14 protein-coding genes are annotated in these 18691 nt (G+C 68.7%); 3 read left to right on the top strand and 11 right to left on the bottom strand.

The annotated features are described in order from the left end of the window. Positions 1 to 10: 10 nt before the first annotated feature. From ACFWUU_RS28570 to ACFWUU_RS28545, 6 genes are all read right to left on the bottom strand, one after another. Positions 11 to 607, bottom strand: coding sequence for a ParA family protein (locus ACFWUU_RS28570; protein WP_137255814.1), 597 nt, complete (start codon positions 605 to 607; stop codon positions 11 to 13). A 111-nt stretch (positions 608 to 718) separates the two neighbouring features. Then, on the bottom strand, positions 719 to 1672 hold the full coding sequence (locus tag ACFWUU_RS28565; RefSeq protein WP_137255815.1) for an ABC transporter substrate-binding protein: 954 nt from the start codon (positions 1670 to 1672) through the stop codon (positions 719 to 721). Continuing rightward, positions 1669 to 3621 (bottom strand): ABC transporter permease subunit, encoded by a 1953-nt coding sequence (locus ACFWUU_RS28560; protein WP_380179809.1) that lies wholly within the window; start codon positions 3619 to 3621, stop codon positions 1669 to 1671. The genes ACFWUU_RS28565 and ACFWUU_RS28560 overlap by 4 nt, the downstream gene beginning before the upstream one ends. Continuing rightward, complete coding sequence (locus ACFWUU_RS28555; RefSeq protein ID WP_137255817.1) at positions 3621 to 4679, bottom strand: glycine betaine/L-proline ABC transporter ATP-binding protein; 1059 nt, start codon at positions 4677 to 4679, stop codon at positions 3621 to 3623. The genes ACFWUU_RS28560 and ACFWUU_RS28555 overlap by 1 nt, the downstream gene beginning before the upstream one ends. 77 nt (positions 4680 to 4756) lie before the next feature. Continuing rightward, positions 4757 to 5215, bottom strand: coding sequence for a group II truncated hemoglobin (locus tag ACFWUU_RS28550; protein WP_380179807.1), 459 nt, complete (start codon positions 5213 to 5215; stop codon positions 4757 to 4759). A gap of 12 nt (positions 5216 to 5227) precedes the next feature. Further along, entirely contained in the window at positions 5228 to 6115 is an 888-nt protein-coding gene (locus ACFWUU_RS28545) for an aminoglycoside phosphotransferase family protein (RefSeq protein ID WP_380179805.1), read from the bottom strand. A gap of 46 nt (positions 6116 to 6161) precedes the next feature. Between ACFWUU_RS28545 and ACFWUU_RS28540 the strand changes: the two genes are divergently transcribed. Continuing rightward, on the top strand, positions 6162 to 6869 hold the full coding sequence (locus ACFWUU_RS28540) for a hypothetical protein (protein ID WP_380179803.1): 708 nt from the start codon (positions 6162 to 6164) through the stop codon (positions 6867 to 6869). On the opposite strand, the gene ACFWUU_RS28535 is transcribed toward ACFWUU_RS28540, so the two are convergent. The 3 genes from ACFWUU_RS28535 to ACFWUU_RS28525 all read right to left on the bottom strand — a co-directional run bounded on the left by ACFWUU_RS28535 (position 6866) and on the right by ACFWUU_RS28525 (position 9853). Further along, complete coding sequence (locus tag ACFWUU_RS28535) at positions 6866 to 7687, bottom strand: siderophore-interacting protein (RefSeq protein WP_380179801.1); 822 nt, start codon at positions 7685 to 7687, stop codon at positions 6866 to 6868. The genes ACFWUU_RS28540 and ACFWUU_RS28535 overlap by 4 nt on opposite strands. A gap of 70 nt (positions 7688 to 7757) precedes the next feature. Further along, on the bottom strand, positions 7758 to 8789 hold the full coding sequence (locus tag ACFWUU_RS28530; protein WP_380179799.1) for a hypothetical protein: 1032 nt from the start codon (positions 8787 to 8789) through the stop codon (positions 7758 to 7760). Positions 8790 to 8791: 2 nt separating this feature from the next. Beyond that, entirely contained in the window at positions 8792 to 9853 is a 1062-nt protein-coding gene (locus ACFWUU_RS28525) for a hypothetical protein (protein WP_380179797.1), read from the bottom strand. 192 nt (positions 9854 to 10045) lie between these two features. Between ACFWUU_RS28525 and ACFWUU_RS28520 the strand changes: the two genes are divergently transcribed. Continuing rightward, positions 10046 to 12670 carry a hypothetical protein gene (locus ACFWUU_RS28520; protein ID WP_380179796.1) on the top strand — a complete coding sequence of 875 codons (2625 nt, stop codon included), beginning with the start codon at positions 10046 to 10048 and terminating at the stop codon, positions 12668 to 12670. Here ACFWUU_RS28520 and ACFWUU_RS28515 read toward each other — a convergent pair. Together ACFWUU_RS28515 and ACFWUU_RS28510 are read right to left on the bottom strand one after the other, a co-directional pair. Next, positions 12667 to 13791 (bottom strand): endonuclease, encoded by a 1125-nt coding sequence (locus ACFWUU_RS28515; protein ID WP_380179794.1) that lies wholly within the window; start codon positions 13789 to 13791, stop codon positions 12667 to 12669. The two genes, ACFWUU_RS28520 and ACFWUU_RS28515, sit on opposite strands and share 4 nt — an antisense overlap. Positions 13792 to 14137: 346 nt before the next feature. Further along, positions 14138 to 14926: a PrsW family intramembrane metalloprotease gene (locus ACFWUU_RS28510; protein WP_137255825.1), complete on the bottom strand. Its 789-nt coding sequence runs from the start codon at positions 14924 to 14926 to the stop codon at positions 14138 to 14140. Between the two features lie 145 nt (positions 14927 to 15071). Here ACFWUU_RS28510 and ACFWUU_RS28505 point away from each other — a divergent pair, with 145 nt between their 5' ends. After that, on the top strand, positions 15072 to 18689 hold the full coding sequence (locus ACFWUU_RS28505) for a S8 family serine peptidase (RefSeq protein ID WP_380179793.1): 3618 nt from the start codon (positions 15072 to 15074) through the stop codon (positions 18687 to 18689). The last annotated feature ends 2 nt before the right edge of the window (positions 18690 to 18691 follow it).

The raw sequence follows: 18691 nt of genomic DNA, 5'->3' as shown, positions 1-18691 counted from the left end.
GCCCCTGGGCTCAGCTACGGGCGGCGGCGAGGATCTTGCGCCAGACCTTCTTGTACGACTCGAGGCCGTCGGCCGCGAGCGGGCCGGTAGGTCCGGCGGTGATGGAGACCCGCTCCGGGATCGTGCCCCAGACCGGGATGCCTTCCTGTGCGTACTGCTGCATCGCGTCCTGGTACGACCGGGTGTAGGTGCGCGCCGAGCAGATCACCAGGCCGGCCGGCACGCCGTCCGGGACCAGTTCCATCACGGCCTTCACCCGGGGTGTCTCGACGCCGCCGACGCGGGTCGGAATGATCACGATCCGGGCCCGTTCGAGCGCCTTGTTCAGCAGGCGTTCGTGCGACGGCGGCATGTCGACGATGCCGATACCTTCCGGCGGCACCTTGTCCAGCGCCTTGTTCAGCAGACGCTCGGTCGGCGCCTCCGCGATCTCGATCCGGTTGAGTTGTTCGTCCTCGGACTCCGCGATCCAGTCCGCCGCGCTGCCCTGCGGATCGGCGTCGATCAGAGTGGATGTACGACGGTTGGAAGATGCCAGCGCGGCCAAGTACACCGACGTGGTTGTCTTTCCGACCCCGCCCTTCAGTGCAGCTGTCACGATGATCATGAACAGAACTTACCCGGTTTTGTCCGATTTCCGGCGTGTCATCGGCGTTGCTCCGTCACATCGTGATAGTTGCCCCGGGCCCGTGTGAACAAGCTCAAGCCCACTTCAGAGCTACTTGCCGAGCCAGCCGTCCACCGTCGCCTTGTTCTGGTCCACCCATTTCTGCGCCGCCTGGTCCGGGGTCAGCTTGTCCACGGCGATCATCCGGGCCACCGCGTTCTGGTCCTCGTTGGTCCACTTGAAGTTCTTCACCAGGTCGTACGCCGGGCTGCCGGAGTCGGCGAACTTCTTCGAGACGATCTTGTCCAGGTCGTACGGCGGGTAGTCGCAGGCGACCTTGGCCGGATCGGCGTCGCAGCCGGTCTTGTACGCCGGCAGGTTGATCTTCACCAGCTTGACCTCGTTGAAGAACCACTGCGGCTCGTAGAAGTACGCGAGCAGCGGCTTCTTGTTCTTCTCCGCGTCCCGGAACGCCTGGATCAGCGCGGTCTCGCTGCCGCTCTGCACGACCTTGTAGTTCAGCGACAGGTTCTTCACCAGCGCCTCGTCGTTCGTCACGTACGACGGGTCGCCGTCGAGCAGCTGTCCCTTGCCGCCGGACTCCGACGTCTTGAAAAGCGCCGCGTACTTGTTCAGATTCTTGTAGTCGGTGATGTCGGGGTACTTCGCCGCCATCCACGGCGGCACGTACCACCCGATGATGCCCTTGACCCCGGTGGATCCGGCCTCGACCGCAACCTTGTCGTCGGTGATGTACTTCTTCTTCAGGTCCTCGTGTCCCCAGTTCTCCAGGTTCACGTCGACCTCGCCGGTGGAGAAGCCCTGCCAGGCGATCTCCTCCTTGAGGTTCTTCTCCACCACCTTGCAGCCGAGATCCTTGGTCGCCACGTAGGAGACCACCGCGGCGTTCGCCTCGTACCCGACCCACGGGCTCACGGTCAGGTTGAACGTGCCGCAGTCCTTCCCCGCGGCGGCCGGCTTGTCCGCCCCGACCTTCTCTCCACCGCACCCCGCCAGCGCGAGCGCGACCGCCGTCAGCACACCGGCGTACCGGAGCTTCTTCACCGCTTGTCTCCTCTACTTTGGAAATTCTGGGTACGGCGAGCCGCCGCCTGGGTGATCCGGTCGAGCATCACGCCCAGCAGGACGATCGCCAGCCCTGCCGCCAGGCCCTTGCCGTACAACTCGCTCTGCGCGAAGCCCGCCGCCACGTCGTACCCGAGGGCACCGGCGCCGACCAGTCCGCCGACGACGACCATCGAGAGCACGTAGATCAGACCCTGGTTGACCGCGAGCGTGATCGCCCGCCGCGCCACCGGCAGCTGCACCTTGCTGATCACCTGCCAGCCGCTCGACCCGACCGAGTTCGCCGCCTCCACGGTTGCGACCGGTACCGCCTTGATGCCGTCGGCAACGATCTTGGTGGTCACCGGTACGGCGAACACCACCGCGGCCGCGATCGCGGTGAACCGGCTGGTCCCGAACAACGCCAGGAACGGCACCAGGTACACGAACGGCGGCATCGTCTGGCCCGCGTCCAGCACCGGCCGGATCCAGGTGTCGACCCGTCGGTTGCGCCCGGCCCATACTCCGAGCGCAAGTCCGACGGCGACGACCACGACGGTGGCGAGCAACGTCGATGCCAGCGTGACCATGCTGTCGTGCCACACCCCGGTCGCCACCAGCAGGCCGAGGCACACCGCCGCCGGAACGGCCCCTCGCCAGCCGCCGAGGATAAATGCCAACAAGACGACGACCACGGTGACGAGCCACCACGGCGATCCCGTCAGCAGTCCTTCGAGCGGGTTGAGCAGACCGTTCGTGACCGCGTCGCGGACGCCGTACGTGAACCCACCGAAGACGTCCTGGATCCACGTCGTCACGTCCGCGGTCACCGACGCGATCCGGCTGCCGACACTCACGTCGGTCGGGAACTCAGCAGCCCACACGTAGGTCCGCGAGAACCACACCGCGACCAGCACGCCCACCGCTCCGACGGCGAGGAGGACCCGGCGGCGGCGGTTCGCCGTACGCCAGGGCCGGTCACCGGCCGCGGTGGTCACGCGGTCGAGCACGATCGCGATCACGACGATCGCGAGCCCGGCGTTGAACGCGACGCCGACGTCGAGGGTCTGCAGCGCCTTCAGCACGGTCTGACCGAGACCGGGCGCGTCGATCAGCGCGGCCACGGTCACCATCGAGAGCGCGGCCATGATCGTCTGGTTGATGCCGACGACAACGGTCGACCGCGACATCGGCAGCAGCACCTTGGTCAGCGTCTGCCCACGGGTCGAGCCGAGCGAGCGGGCCGCCTCGACGCTCTCCGGCGGCACCGAGCGGATCGCGTGCGCGGTCAGCCGTACGGCGGGCGGCGCCGCGTAGATCAGCGTGGCGATCGTCGCCGCGGCCGGCCCGATCGCGAAGAACAATGTCAGCGGCGCGAGGTACACGAACGTCGGCAGCGTCTGCATCAGGTCGAGCACCAACGTGGCGACCTTGAACGCGCGGTCCGACAACCCGGCCCAGATCCCGAGCGGGATCGCGACCAGCAGCGACAGCAGCACGGCCGCGATCGTCAGCGAGAGCGTGTCCATGCTCTCCTGCCACAACCCCTGCACCCCCACGAAGCCGAGGCCAGCAGCGGTCAGTACGGCGACCTTCCAGTTGCCGAACGCCCAGGCGCAGTACGCCGAGATCGCGATCACGCCGAGCCACCCGATCACCGGGACCGGGCGGTCGAACGACGGCTGCGAGATGAGGTTCTGCAGCAGTACGACGAAGTGGTCGACGGCGATCCGGATCGCGTCGAACAGGACGTTGCCCTGGCCGACGTCGTCGCGGTGCTCGGTCAGCCAGCGGTGCAGCGCGGTCGTCTCCTGGCCGCCGAGGACGAGCGTGTCGATACCGCGCAGGACGAAGTACAGCGCGACCCAGGCGACGAGCAGTCCGCCGACGACCACGCTGCGGCGGGGCCGTCGTACCTCGATCTCGACGGAGCCGGTGATGGATGCCATCAGTTCGTGTCCGCGACGACGGCGAGGATCTCCTCGTCGCCGATCACCCCGAGCAGCGTACCTCCGTCGACGACCTTGACCGGGCGATCGGACTCGAGCACGAGCCGGGTCGCCTCCCGGACCAGCACGTCCGGTCCGAGCTCCGGCCCGTCCAGCGGCTCGTCCGGCCGAGGCTCGCGAACGATCCAGCGCAGCGTGAGTACGTCGGCCCGTTGTACGTCGCGGACGAACTGGCGCACGTAGTCGTCGGCCGGCGCCCCGACCAGCTCGTCGCCGGTACCGAGCTGGACGGCGGCGCCGTCGCGCATCAGCAGGATCCGGTCGCCCAGCTTGAGCGCCTCGGACAGGTCGTGGGTGATGAACACCATCGTCTTGCCGACCTCGCGGTGCAGCCGCACCACCTCGGTCTGCATCTCCCGCCGGATCAGCGGATCGAGCGCGGAGAACGGCTCGTCGAACAGCAGTACGTCGGGGTCGTTGGCGAGCGCCCGTGCCAGACCGACCCGCTGCTGCATGCCGCCGGACAGCTGCTCGGGGTACAGGTGCTCGTTACCGGCCAGGCCGACCAGGTCGATGACCTCCTGCGCACGCCGGCGCCGGTCGGGCTTGCTCTCGCCGCGGATCTCCAGGCCGTACGAGACGTTGTCGATCACCTTGCGGTGCGGCAGCAACCCGAAGTGCTGGAAGACCATCGAGAACTTGCTCCGCCGCAACGCCCGCAGCCGCTTCTCGTCGGCCGCACGCAGGTCCTCACCCTCGAAGACCAGGCGGCCGGCGGTCGGCTCGATCAAACGCGTGAGGCAGCGGACCAGCGTGGACTTGCCCGAGCCCGACAGGCCCATCACGACGAAGACCTCACCAGGCGCGACGTCGAAGCTCAGGTCGCGGACGGCCGCCGTACATCCGGTCTTCGCGTACAGCGCGGTCCGGTCGAGGGCGGCGAGGTCGGGCCGGCGGGGGACGCGCTGCGCCTTCGGGCCGAACACTTTCCACAGGTCCTGGACGGACAGCAGGGCGTCGGAATCCTGGATGTCGGGGTATTCGAGCTGAGCGGTCACAGGTAAACCCTCGCATCCCCGCAGGCAGACACAACGTGAACCGGGACTCTACCCAACGGGGAGGCCCCCGACTCATGTCAGGGCTGGTACGGCGGCGCCTCGCCCCAGCCCCAATGCGGCACCGGCGCCTTGGGCGGCGGGGTCGCGCCCGGCTGCGAGTTGGCGAGCGCGATGCGGGTGCCCCACTCGACGTACGCCACGAAGGCCGAGCGGAACTCCGGGTCGGCGGGCAGACCGGCCGGGTCGGCGCTCTGAGCGATCAGGGCCGCCCAACGGGAACGCTGCTCCTCGGTCAGCCCGAGGTTGAGGTGGTGGGCGAGCATCGCCGGATAGCCGCCGAACTCGTCGGTGTAGCGGCTCGGGCCGCGGAACACCTCGCCCAGCCAGATCGCCACGTGCTCGCGGTGGTTCTCGCTCATGTGCGCGAAGACCGGTGCGAGGATCGGGTCCTCGAGCACCTTGTCGTAGAAGACCTCGGTCAGCCGGCGTAGCGCGTCATGCCCGCCGGCCCACTCGTACAGCGTCGGAGTAGTCACGTAATCATGTGATCATGTAAAGAGGGCATCGGCGACGGCTTTGAGTTCGGCCTCGATCCGGGTGTCCCCGTCCTCGGTGAACCACAGGATGTTCTGCAGGATCCGGCCCGCGGTCCAGGCCAGCGCACGGTCGCGATCGATCCCGGTGATGTCGAGCATCAAGTCGAGCCGGTCGCGGATGGCCTGCGCCAGGTTGCCGGTCGCGACCAGGTCGTCCCAGCGGTTCCACGTCGCCGGCATCAGCTCGAACGCCGGGTCACCGGCCAGCGGCTTCGGGTCGATCACCAGCCACGGCTGCCGCTGCGAGGCCATCACGTTCAGGTAGTGCAGATCCCAGTGCAGCAGGCGATCGCCGGACTCGGGCAGAACCTCGCGTACCCGGTCGGCGAGGCGCTGTGTCAGCGCGCGCTCGGCCGGATCGACCAGCAGCGGGATGATCGCCGGCGCGTCCTCGACCATCTGCCCGGCGATGTCGCTCAGTCGCCGGATGCCGGGCGGCGCGGGGACGACCATCAGATGGGTCAGCAGCTCGGCCAGGATCCGGGTCGCCTCGACGTGGTCCGGCAGCTCTTCGAGGGTGTGCGGCTCGAGGCGTTCGAGCAGCAGGGTCGACGTCTCGGGGTCGTCCTCGTACACCTCGACGACGTCGTGGTTCCAGGTCCGGAGCGCCAGCGCCTCGCTCTCGCTCTCGTCGTTCACCGACTGCAGCTTGAGCATCGCCGGGGTGCCGTCACGGCGTACGACGGGCGCGATCAGCGACGCCTCGCCGCTCATCAGCTCGCCGGACACGGTCAGCTGCCACTCGTCGACGTACCGATCGAGGGCGGCCGGGAGACTCGCCAGCCACTCGGGCGACTTCTCGCTGTGATTCCGGATCAGCTTCCAAGGAATCTCGATCACCCTCGGCACAGTAGGTCGTTCGGCCCGGATGTGCTTGGGTTTTCCTGTGGAGAGCAGGCATCGGCGGGTTCAGCGGTTGGTCGCAGTCATCTACCTGGGTATCCCGCTGCTGCTGCTGGTGGTCGTGGCGTTGATCGCGTCGACCGGGTCCGCGCTCGCCTGGATCGGCTGCGTCGTACCGCTGGCGATGCTGGTGGTGGGGTTCGTACTGCGGCGGCGGCATCGCTACCAGCCGCGCTGGTGGCTGGGAGTCGCCGGCCTGTACGGCGGTCTCGCGGGCCTGATGGTGACGCTGTTCCCGCTCGCGGTCGGGGTGTGGTGGCCGGCGATCCTCGCGCTGCCGGGTCTGATCGTCGGGATCGTCGCCGGTCTGGTGCTTGCCCGGGCGGCCGATCGCGCCCTGCTGGTGCCGTTCGTGCCCGAGCTCGCGAATACGCCGTACGAGCTCGTGTTCCGGCTCCGTGGCATCCCGCTGGCGGCCGTGCTGGTCGGCGCGGACTCGGTCACGATCCAGTCGCACCCGATCCCGCGTTCGGAGCACCAGTTCCGCACCTACCCGCTGACCGGGATCACCGGCACGTACGAGTTCTCGCTGTCAGGTGCGGAACGCCTCAAGTTCCCCATCGCCGTGACGCACGCGGTCGCCAGCGAGGGCCCGGCCGTCATCCTGCAGGCGAACGGCGAGGACTGGGTCCTCCCGACGAACCGGGCCGGCACGCTGATCGACGTACTGACCGAACGCCGCGAGAACTAGGTCCGTTCCTGCTTGGCGGTCTCGGCCTTCTCGGCCTGCCAGCCGTCCTCGTTCTTGCCGAGGCGCCAGTAGCCGGACAGGGAGACGCGGTCGCGGGCCAGGCCGCGGTCCTGGTACAGGTTCTTGCGGATGCGGAGGACGAAGCCGGCCTCGCCGTGCACGAAGATGTGCGGCGTACCGTCCGGGAAGTCGAGCGCCTCGACGGCCTCGACCAGACCGTCACCACGCTCACCGGATGCGGTGGACCGGTGGAACCAACGGACGTCGACGTCACCCGAGCCGCCGAACTTCTGCTCCTCGGACTCGTCGCCCACCTCGATCAGGACCGTCGCCCGCGCCCCGGCCGGCAACTGCTCGACCGCGGAGCCGATCGCCGGCAGCGCGCTCTCGTCGCCGACGAGCAGATGCCAGTCGGCCGCCTCGTCCGGCGAGTACGCACCGCCCGGACCGTTGAACCAGACCACGTCACCCGGCTGCGCGGCCGCGGCCCACGGACCCGCGACACCCTCGTCGCCGTGGTGGACGAAGTCGATGGCGAGTTCGCGGGACGCCTCGTCCCAGCTGCGGACGGTGTAGGTCCGCATCGTCGGCCAGTGCTCGGACGGGTACGTCTCGCGCACCACACCGAGGTCCAGCGGCTCGGGGTACTCGACGCCGTCCTTGCAGAACAGCAGCTTCACGTAGTGGTCGCTGAAGCCGTTGTCGGCGAAGTCGTCGGAGGTGAGCACGACCCGGATCATGTGCGGAGTGATCCGCTCGGTCCGGAGTACGACGGCGCGCTTGCAGACGCGGTTACGGCGGGGTGCGGGGCTGGTCACGCGACCACGGTCCTCTCGGGCGGATAAGTTAGGCCTACCTAAGTAAGCCTAACCCACCCGCCCGAACCGCTCAGGTCCCGCGGATGTAGAAGACCTTGCTGACGCCGGCCTGGTAGTTGTAGCAAAGCGGGAAGTAGACCCGGTACGGGATCAGGCCCTTGTACGCCGGTTGCGCGTTCAGCACGAACTTCCCGCTGTACGAGCGGATCGCGCCGGCCGGGCTGACGGTCTTCCACTGCGTCGCGCCGTACAGCCGCTGCAGGTACACCTTGCAACTCGACGGCGCACCGGCGACCACGCCGTTCACCGGGACGATCGTGCCGACCTTCGCGCTGGTCTTCGACGGCGTCGCGGAGACGACACCCGGCCGCGCCACGACGAGCCCGAGTCCGCCGTTCGACGACGGGTTGCCGGGCAGCAGCAGGCAGTTGACGTAGTCGGCGAGCGAGGCCGGGTACGACTTGGTGACCGTGCCGGCGGTGTCGGTGAGGTTCGAGTAGCCCGGGCCGATGTACTCGGCGCAGGTGTTGTCGTTGCCGAGCACCACCCGCAACCGACTGCCGTACGGCCTGCCGGTCTGCGAGTCGATGACCGCCCACTTGATCGAGTACGGCTTGCCGAACGGCACCACCTTCGGGATCACCGACGCGCTGATCCGCGGCACGTGCGTCCCGGTGACCGCGAGCGAAGGGCCGCTGAACGGCGTCGGGTCGGTCATGTCACCGCTGCCGGGGAAGAACGGGCCGTGGATCACGCCGGTCACCTTGAAGGTGCCGTTGGCCGTCGAGGGCACGTACAACGGACCGCTCCAGGTCCCGTTGGCGAGCCGCGGCAGGCTGGTCGAGATCAGCGAGGTCGCCGAGCCGGAGCCGCCGGTGCGTTGGAGGATGACGAGTACCGGAGTCTTCGAGTCCTCCGCATCGGTGAACTTCCCGGTCACCGTGACCGTGACCTTGGCGGTGTTCAGGCCGCTGGCCGCGGCGATGGCCTGGTTCATCGCCACCGCGTCGATCTTCAGGTTCGGGTCCGGGCTGGCCTGGGCGCTGAGCGGCACCGCCCCGAGCCCCAGGACGACCAGCGCAGCAAGGATTCGAGCCTTCATGGTTAGAGCCCCTTGATCGTGAACGTCTTGGAGACAGCCGCGACGTACGGCTGGCAGGCAGGGAAGTACGCACGGTACGGAATCAGACCCTTGTACGGCGGTTGCGCGTTGAGCGTGAACCGGCCGGACTGCCGGACCGTGCCGGTGCTGACCGTCCGCCACTGCGTCCGGCCATACAGCCGTTGCAACTGCACCGGGCAGGACCCGATCCAGTTCGCGACCGAACCGTTGACCGGGACGATCGTGCCGACCTTCGCGCTCGTCTTCGACGGGACGGCGGCGATGACCGTCGGCCGCGCCGGGAACAGGCCCTGGGCGACGATGTAGTACGGGTCGGCGTAGATGTGCGCACAGTTCAGCGCGCCGGCGTCGCTCGCGGCGTACGCCTTGGTGATCACGCCGTTCGTGCCGGTCTTGTACACCGGGCTGCCGCCCTCGGCACAGGGAGTGTCGACGCCGAGGCCGATCGGGATCCGGGAGCCGTACGGCTTCCCGGTCGCGGTGTTCGTGACCGCCCAGGTGATCGTGTACGGCTTGCCGAACGGCACGATCCGCGGGTTCACCGCCGCGGTGATCCGGGGCTGGTTCGTGCCCTTGACGGTGATCGTCTGGCCCGCGTACGGCGTCGGATCGTACGGCGTGCCGCCGAAGACAGGACCGCCGTACGGACCGACCATCACGCCGGTGACCTTGAACGTGCCGTTCGCGGTCGACGCGACGTTGAGCCGCCCGGTCCAGGTGCCGTTGGCAAGCGTGCCGGCCGACCGCTTCAGGGCGGCCGAGACGATGTCGCCGCGGCCCCCGGTGCCGCCGGTGCGCTTCAGGATCACGTTCAGTACGAGGCCCTGGTCCCCGGGCTCGGTCGAGTTGAAGCCGCCCTTGACGGTCACGTTGATCGGGTACGTGTTCAGGCCGGACACCGCGACCGACGTACGGTCGAGGGTGACCTGGGTGATCGTCAGGTTCGGGTCCGGGGCGGCCTGCGCCGCGGTCGGAACCGCACCGAGCAACAGCGCACCCAGGGACGCTGTCGCGAGCGCGGCCATTACCGGTTTGATTCGCATGCAACTGAGCGTGACAGCGGTACAGGTCGCTTCCAAGCCCTGCGGCTCAGGACTGCTCGATCGGGCCGCCGCGTGTAGACCGGTTGCCCGGCCGTCAGATAGTGGCCTGATTCAACTGCCGGGAGGCGATTGTTAACCGCGCAGTCATGTACAGACTGTGTCGGGTACGGCTACGGTCCGCACCCTGGTCCAATGAGCTCGGTCTTCGGCAGCGATCGGTACCCGGCGTACTCGGTCATCCGAACCGACAAGGTCGGCAATCCGATCTCGCTCAGCAAGGACCTGCCGGAGAGTCAGGCGATCCTCTTCACCGGGCCGCCCGGCATGGGCAAGACCTCCGAGCTGTACCGCGCGGAGGACCTGGCCGAGGAGAACGGCTGGTCCACGATCCGGATCAACGCCTCCGCGAACGCGCCGCTGGAGCACCAGCTCACGATCGCGATCCGGTCGAGCATCGACGAGCTGCGCAAACGGTTCAACCGCCGCGCGGTGCGCAAGCTGGACAACACGGTCGGCCAGCTGACCCGCAGCGGCGGCAACAAACGGCTCGGCTTCGAACTGCGCTTCGGCGGCGGCCCGTTCCCGATGGAGTACGTCGGGAAGATGGAGCGCGACACCACGGCGTACAGCGAGCTCGGTACGACGCTGAACGACTTCGCCGACGAACTCGGGAAGCTGACCGGTGAGAACGGCCGGCCGATCCTGCTGCTGGTGGACGGGATCGACCAGGCACTGGAGAACGACCAGGCCGGGCTGAACGAACTGGCGATCCACATCGAGGACATGGACCTCCCGGTCTGGCTGGTCGCGGCCGGCGGCGCGCGGTCGACCTGGTCGCTGATGAACGCCTCCCGGCGGATGTCCGGTATCGCCACCACGATCAGCAACCAGTTCGACGTCCGCGAGCTCGGACCGCTGCCCGACGACGAGGTCTGGAAGGCCCTGACCCTGCCGCTGCAGGACCACCGGATCCCGTACGAGCCGGACGCCATCGACCGATTGGTCGCGTCGGCGAACGGCGATCCGTCCCGGCTGCGGTCACTGAGCCAGGCCGCGATCGCGTACCAGGACCAGCAGGCCGGGATCACCGTCGACTCCGTCCAGACGGCGATCGCCCACGTCAACGCCGACGCGGCCGAGACGTATCAGGACCACTGGAACCAGAAGAGCACCACGCACGCGCAGAAGGATCTGCTCGTGCTGGTCGCGTCCCAGGGGCCGAACAGCGTGTACATGCCGGCCGTGACGCAGGCCGCCGGACCCGGCAAGTGGCAGGAGATCGACCAGGCCCGCCAGCAACTCGTTGCCCGCGGCATGCTCCGCGAGCACGGCGACGGCCTCGTCACGATCCCCGACGAGGGGTTCCGGGACTGGGTCAACGACTACGTCGGGCAGACACCGGATCCGGTCCCCGAGCTGACCAGCGGACCGGCGGTCTCCCGCGGCGACGTGGCGCTCGCGCCGGTGCACGTGACCGGTGACAAGGCATTGGTCAACCAGGTCTTCGGTACGTCGGGTCAGCTCGTCCGCGAGGTCAAGCGGATGGACACGCAGGGCCGGCCGATCTCGCTCGAGGACCGGGGACCGACAGGTACGTCGCTGCTGTTCACCGGCGCGCCCGGGACCGGCACCAGCCATGAGCTCACCCGGACCAAGGCGATGGCCGACGCGGAGGGCTGGATCGCGATCCAGCTGGACGCCTCCCGGCGGGAGGGGCTCGAGGCCCGCTTCATTCGTGCCGTCCAGGGTGAGATGGACGCGATCAAGAAGCAGTACCCGGCCGGCGAGGTGCGGGAGCTGAAGCAGCTGCTGAACCGGATGGCGGTCCGGACCGCGAACCTGATGAAGACCAATCAGCTCCGGTTCGGGCTCGCGCCCGGTCCGAAGGTCGGTATCCACAAGAGCACGGTGGAAGGCGTCAAGAAGGACTCGGTCGGCACCACGCTGAACGAGGTCGCCGAACACCTCGGCAAGATGGCGCATCCGAAGCGGACGCCGATCCTGGTGATGGTCGACAACCTGGACGCCGCGTCGAAGGAGGACCTGTACGTCCTGACCTCGCTGTCGGCGCACCTGAAGGAGGTACGTCATCCGATGTTCCTGATCGCCGCCGGCGGCGAGGAGGCGACCAGCCGGTTGCTCGAGGCATCGGGTGGGCACGCCGGCACGGAGACCAAGAAGGCCGGCAAGTTCGACGTACGCCGGCTGCAGCCGATCCACTCGGACGAGTTGCGGGATGCGCTGACCGTGCCGCTCGACCGGGCCGGGGTCAGGTACCAGCCGGAGGCCGTCGACAGCCTGGTCGCGGCCGCGAACGGCAACCCGACCCGGCTGCGCACCCTGGCCGCCGCGGCACTCGAGCTCACCGACCAGGGTCAGGGCATCACCGCCGACGTCGCCGCCACCGCGACCGCACGCCTGAACGCCCAGTCGCGCGCGCTGTACGACGCCGCCTGGTACAACTGCTCGCCCGACGAGAAGGAACTGCTGGCGAAGACCTCCGTGCAGGGCTCGAACGGGATGATGATCCCGTCGCGGTCCGAGCCGCCCGGTCCCGGGCGGTGGAACCTCGACGAGGCGTCCCACAAGCTGATCTCGCGCGGACTGCTGACCCGCACCGGCTACTACATCCGGGTCGCCGACCCCGGCTTCCAGGACTGGGTGCAGACCCGCCTCGGCTTCGCCGCCGCACAGTCCGGCATCGCCCGTCCGCAGGTCATCACCGGACAGGTCGAGTCGGGTTCACCCGAGGCCCGGCCCGCCCTCGGTCAGGGCGGGCCCAGGCGGGAGAACGTGCAGATCAACCGGCAGTCCTAGTTCGGCCAGATCGAGCTGATCCACTCCGGGTGGTCGATGAACGGGTTCCGGTTGTGCTGGAACTGGCTGTAGATGACCTCGTTGCGGTTCTTCTCGAACGCGTCCGGCGGGTCGGCCGCCGCCCACGCCTTCAGCACCGAGAGCTTGCCGATGTACGGCGCGGTGCCGTTGCCGACCGAGTTGTTCACCTCGAGGTTCGGGAACCCGTCGCCGCCCTCGTACCGGACGGCCATGTAGAAGATCATCCGGGCGACGTCGCCACGGGCCGCCGCCCGCGGGGCGAACGAGTCCGAGTCCGCCGTACAGCCGGAGCACTGGGCCACCGCCGTACCGCCGTTGTCGAAGTCGAGGTTGCCGCGGGCCGAGTTCACCGAGACGTCCTCGGGGCGGAGGTGGTGGACGTCGGTGCCCGGGCCGGTCGCCGTACCGAAGTCGCCGTGGGACTTGGCCCAGACGTGCTCGCGGTTCCAGTCGTCGACGCCGCCGCCCTCGCTGCTCTTCGCGATCGAGCGGCCGGAGTAGATCTCGATGACGTTGTTGCTGTTGTTCGGGTCCTGGTCGGTGACCTCGAGCGCGTCCCAGACCTGGTCGTAGGTGAGCTTGGTCTGGTTCGAGATGATCGTGTGCAGCGCGGCCTTCAGCGCGGCACCGGTCTTGCCCTCGGCGCCGGCGTAGTAGTCACCCGGGTCGCCCGGCGGGTCCGTCGTACCGCCACCGCCGGTGAACGCGGTCGCGTTCTTCAGGCCGGGGTGCGAGAAGTACGCCGCCAGCGTGCCGGTGACGGTGATCTGCTTGCCGAGCAGACTCGGGTTGCTCTGCAGTCCGTACGACGCGCGGAACGCGGCCGGGATCTGGACGTAGAGCATGGCCGACGTACTGGTCTGGGTCGCCGAGTCGGCGAGGGCAAGCGCGAAGTCGTTCGGGAAGTTGCTGCGGACAACGGTGCTGGTAGCGGTCGGCTGACCGACCACGTACCCGCTGACGGACGCCGTGGAGTTGTCCTGGCGGCCGATCGCTGTCGCGACGGTGATCGTGGTGGCGGCGTTCGACGGCGTGATGCCGAAGCCGAGTAGTGCGAGGACGGCGGTGACGAGCAGCGCCGGACGGAACAATCGGGGCACGGCTACTCCCAGGGGCGGGTGGGGACCGGACGGAGGTCAGTCTGCCCAGCCTGTCCGGCTTCCGAACATCCGCGCCGCGAACACCGGATGAAGGTTTGAGCCGGTGGGGCGGTGAACGGGTGAGTGCCCGTTCATCGCCCCACCTGGGTGGATGGGCCCCCATCAAGCCGCGACTGTCCGCCGCAGCCTGCTCTGCCCACCCACCAGCGAGGTACTACTGGCGGGCAGTACCTCACCGACGAGGGTGGCGTGATGGCGGACGCCGTTTACGGACCGTACTCATTCCGGCACTCGTTGTCCATGGCTCGCGACCGCGATCTCACCGTACTGACAGGTCACTGTCCCGTCAGGCGACCACGACGGCGGTGTCGGTCCGCTGGGCCCGCTTCAGCCCGTACAGCAGCAGGCCGATCGAGATCGCGCCGACGACGGCGTACGTGATCGTGCCGCCGATCCCGTCCCAGGTGGTGTGCAGCGCGACGGCCAGCGCGTACATCCCGACGAAGCCCGCGAAATGCGCACCGGTCGGCTTGATCACGAACCGCCACAGGCCCCAGCAGGCGAGCCCGGTCCAGGCCGCGTGCCCGGCCGGTGACAGCAGGCCGCGGATGAACAGCGTCTGCTCGGCGGCGCCGACGTTCCCGTTCGACTGCAGCAGCGCGACGAACGCGTACCCCATCGTCTCGAGTACGGCGAACCCGGTGCCGACCGCGACGCCGATCACGATCCCGCGGCCGACCGACGTCCGGTACCGGTGCCCGAAGAAGATCACCAGGATCGCCGGTACGACGAGCTTCGCCGCCTCCTCGATCAGCCCGACCCCGACCATCGGCAGCGTCCCGAGCCGCCGCATCGCGTCGTACTCGAGCAGTCCGGCGACCACCACGCCGACCACGCCGCCGAACAGCAGGCACCCGCCGAGCGTCGGCCCGTCGATCAGCCACCGCCCGGACCGCCCGGCCGCGAACGTCACGAACGTGAGCGGTACGACGAGCGCCCCGAGCAGGATCATCGTCGGGAACAGGTTCGGGTTCCCGGTATCGGTCAGCACGGCCAGCACGGCGAGGTAGAGCCCGGCGCCGATCAGGAACGTCCCCACCCAGGCCCACCGACGTACCAACTGCTGTCCGGTCATCTCCTGATGGTGCCGGGTGATGGCGTGGTTGCGCCATGTCGCAGGGACGGCAGTGATGGACAGGGCCGATTGCTGTGACCTGATTGCAAACTCTGTCGGAAGAAGAGGTGGTCCTGCCCCGAACCTCTCGAAGGAGAATCCGCCTATGTCCCCCACCCGTCTCACCGCCGCCACCCTCGCGGCGATCCTGACCCTCGGCGCGCTGTCGGCGATCCCGGCCGCCGCCGCCCCGCCGACCGGATCCACCGCGATCAAGTCCTCCACCGTCACGCTGATCACCGGCGACGTCGTCCAGCTGACCGACGCCGGCGGCGGCAAGAAGGCCGCCACCGTCACGCCGGCGCCCGGCCGTGAAGGCGTCTCGTTCCACACGATCGAGGTCGACGGCGGGCTCCGGGTCCTGCCGAGCGACGCCGTCCCGTACATCTCCACCGGCGTCCTCGACGCGAACCTGTTCGACGTCGACGAGCTGATCGCCGACGGGTACGGCGCCGCCGCCAACCTCCCGCTGATCGTCAAGGACACTCCCGGCCTGCGGACCGAGCAGAACCTCGCCGGTACGACGACCACCCGGCAGCTCCCGTCGATCGGCGGCCGGGCTGTGGACGCGGCCAAGGACCAGCTCCCGGCCCTGTGGAAGTCGCTCAGGCCCGCCGCCGGTGCCCGGTCGCTGAACAGCGGCATCACCAAGATCTGGCTCGACGGCAAGGTCCGTCCGGTGCTCGACAAGAGCGTCCCGCAGATCGGCGCACCGGACGCGTGGAAGGCCGGGTACGAAGGCACCGGCGTCGAGGTCGCCGTACTGGACACCGGCGTGGACGCAACGCACCCGGACCTGACCGGCAAGGTCAAGGAGAGCGTGGACTTCTCCGGCAGCCCGAGCGGCACCGTGGACCAGTTCGGCCACGGCACGCACGTGGCCGCGACCATCGCCGGCACGGGTGCGGGCGCGGGCGGTACTCGCAAGGGCGTCGCGCCGAAGGCGGATCTGCTGGTCGGCAAGGTGCTCGGTGACGACGGATACGGGTACGACTCCTGGATCATCGCCGGAATGGAGTGGGCTGCGAACGAAGGCGCGAAGGTCGTCAACATGAGCCTCGGCGGTGGGGCCACAGATGGCACCGACCCGCTCAGCCAGGCTGTCAACGACATCACCGCCCAGACCGGCACCCTGTTCGTCGTTGCCGCAGGCAACGAAGGCCAGGACGAGACGGTCGGTACGCCGGGCGCCGCCGCATCCGCGCTCACCGTCGGGGCGGTCGACCGCAACGACCAGCTCGCGGACTTCTCCAGCCGTGGACCCCGTCTCGGCGACGCCGGCCTGAAGCCGGAGATCACCGCGCCCGGCGTCGGCATCATCGCGGCCCGCGCGGCCGGCACGATCATGGGCGACCCGGTCGACGACCTCTACACGTCGGCCTCCGGTACGTCGATGGCGACGCCGCACGTCGCCGGTGCGGCCGCACTGATCGCGCAGCAGCACCCGGACTGGAAGGCGGACCAGCTCAAGAACGCACTGGTCAGCACGGCGAAGACGCAGCCTGAGCAGACCGTGTACCAGCAAGGCGCGGGCCGGGTCGACCTGACCAGGGCGGTTGCGCAGAAGGTGACCGCGAGCGGCGTCGCCGACTTCGGCCTGGAGTCCGGCACCCGCACTGTCACCTACCGGAACGACTCCGGCGCACCGATCACGCTGAACCTCGCCGCGCAGATCACCAACCTGGACGACAAGCAGCCGGCGACCGGCTTCACCGTGCCGGCGACCGTCACCGTTCCCGCCAACGGGACCGCCGACGTCCCCGTGACCCTCGACCCGGCCAAGGTCGGCCGCGGTCAGTACAGCGGCTGGATCGTTGCCACCGGCCCCGATGGCGTCGTCACCCACACCGCGGTCGGCGCGCTCCGGTCCGGTCCGAAGCACAAGGTGACGCTGCGCGCGGTCGGCCTGGACGGACAGCCGACCGGCGTACCGGTCATCTCGTTGTTCGGCGACAACTCGCGGTCCGACGTACTGGCGTGGATCCCGAACGGTGAGAGCTTCACGGCCGAGGTCGAGGAAGGTACGTACCTGCTGCACTCGCTGGTGGAGAACTCGGATCCACAGGACGAGCAGGTGAGCCTGTTCACCGATCCGAACATCGTGGTCAGCAAGGACACCGAGATCGTCATCGACGCACGCAAGGCGGTCCCGATCACGATCGAGACGCCGAAGCCGTCGGAACAGCAGGCGGTACTGAGCTACTACGTGCACCGCGTGTACGCCAACGGGCGCTCGATCAGCCACGGCGTGATGCACTTCAGCACGGTCAAGCAGGTCAACGTCACCCCGACGAAGCCGGTCAAGAGCGGCAGCTTCGAGTTCTCGTCGCGCTGGCAGCTGGTCGCCCCGCTGGTCCAGGCGTCGGTCCCCGGCGTCCCTGGCCCGCTGGACATCAACCTGCTCCACCAGTCGCCGTCGTACGAAGGCAAGAAGCGGTTCCCGCTCGTCTACGCGGACCCCACGCTCAAGGGCGTGAAGGGTGCGGTCGCGGTGCTGGACTCGAGCGAGGACGGCTGGGGCAACGGCAGCGAGCACGACCAGATCGTCGCGGCCGCGAACGCGGGCGCCGCTGGGGTGATCCTGGTCCGGCCGCCGGACTGGTCCGCCTGGACGGTCTGGCGTCCGGTCGGCGACCGGGAGCCGATCCCGGCGATGGTCACCACGTCCAAGGACGGTCGCAAGCTGATCGACCGAGCCCGTCGTGGCAAGGCGACCATCGACCTCACGCTCACCACCTCCAGCCCGTACCTGTACGACGTACAGCAGGTCTCGACCGGGTCGATCCCGGCCAAGATCGACTACAAGGTGACGCCGGCCAACAGTGCGCGCATCACCACGCGGTACGCGGACAACGGCGGGTTCAACTGGGCCAAGGAGCAGCGGTTCGGCTGGCGTCCGTGGCAGGAGTACTCGTGGAACGACTCGCAGCGGTTCGTCGAGACCCCGAAGGTGCGCGAGGAGTGGGTGACGTCCGGCGACTCGCTCTGGCAGCACCGGGTGCACCACCTCTACACCTGGGACGACATGAACCCGCTGGCCGGCGGGATGACGTCCGTACCGCGCTCGTACCGGACCGGTACGTCGGACGAGACGTGGTTCGGTCCCGTCGTACGGCCCGCTGCAGCGCCTGGTGTGCAGTCCACTCGCACCGGGGACCGGCTGTCGCTCCGCATCCCGTCATTCGTGGACGCGGCCGGGCACTACACGGTCGGTGAGACCACTGCGTCGTCGGCGACGCTTTCCCGCAACGGCGCTGTTGTGGCTGAGCTGCCGAGCGCGTGGGCGGACGTGATCACCTCCAGCGAGGACGCGGCGTACAAGCTGGACCTGACGACCGAGCGCAAGGACAGCGAGGGGGAGTGGAACTGGGGTACTCACACGGAGACCTCCTGGGAGTTCCGGTCCGCGAAGCAGCCTGACGACAAGGCTGTGGCGCTCCCGCTGCAGCAGGTCAACTACAAGGTCCCGGTCGACCTGACCGGTCGGGTGGCAGCCCGTACGCACGCCATCAGCTTCGAGTCGCCGCGGGCGACCTCGCTGCAGGCCTGGGCGTCGTACGACGAAGGCAAGACCTGGCAGCGGCTCGTCGTGATCGGTGCCCTCGGCCACTACCTGGCCGTCGTACCGAACGCTCACGACACCGTCTCCTTGAAGGTCGCCGCCACCGGCCCGAACGGTGCCAAGATCACCCAGACCGTGATCCGGGCGTACGGCGTGAAGTAGCG

The organism is Kribbella sp. NPDC058693, assembly GCF_042715335.1.
GTDB lineage: Bacteria > Actinomycetota > Actinomycetes > Propionibacteriales > Kribbellaceae > Kribbella > Kribbella jiaozuonensis.
Note: the sequence above shows the minus strand (reverse complement) of the source record. Positions and strands in the feature narration are given on the sequence as shown.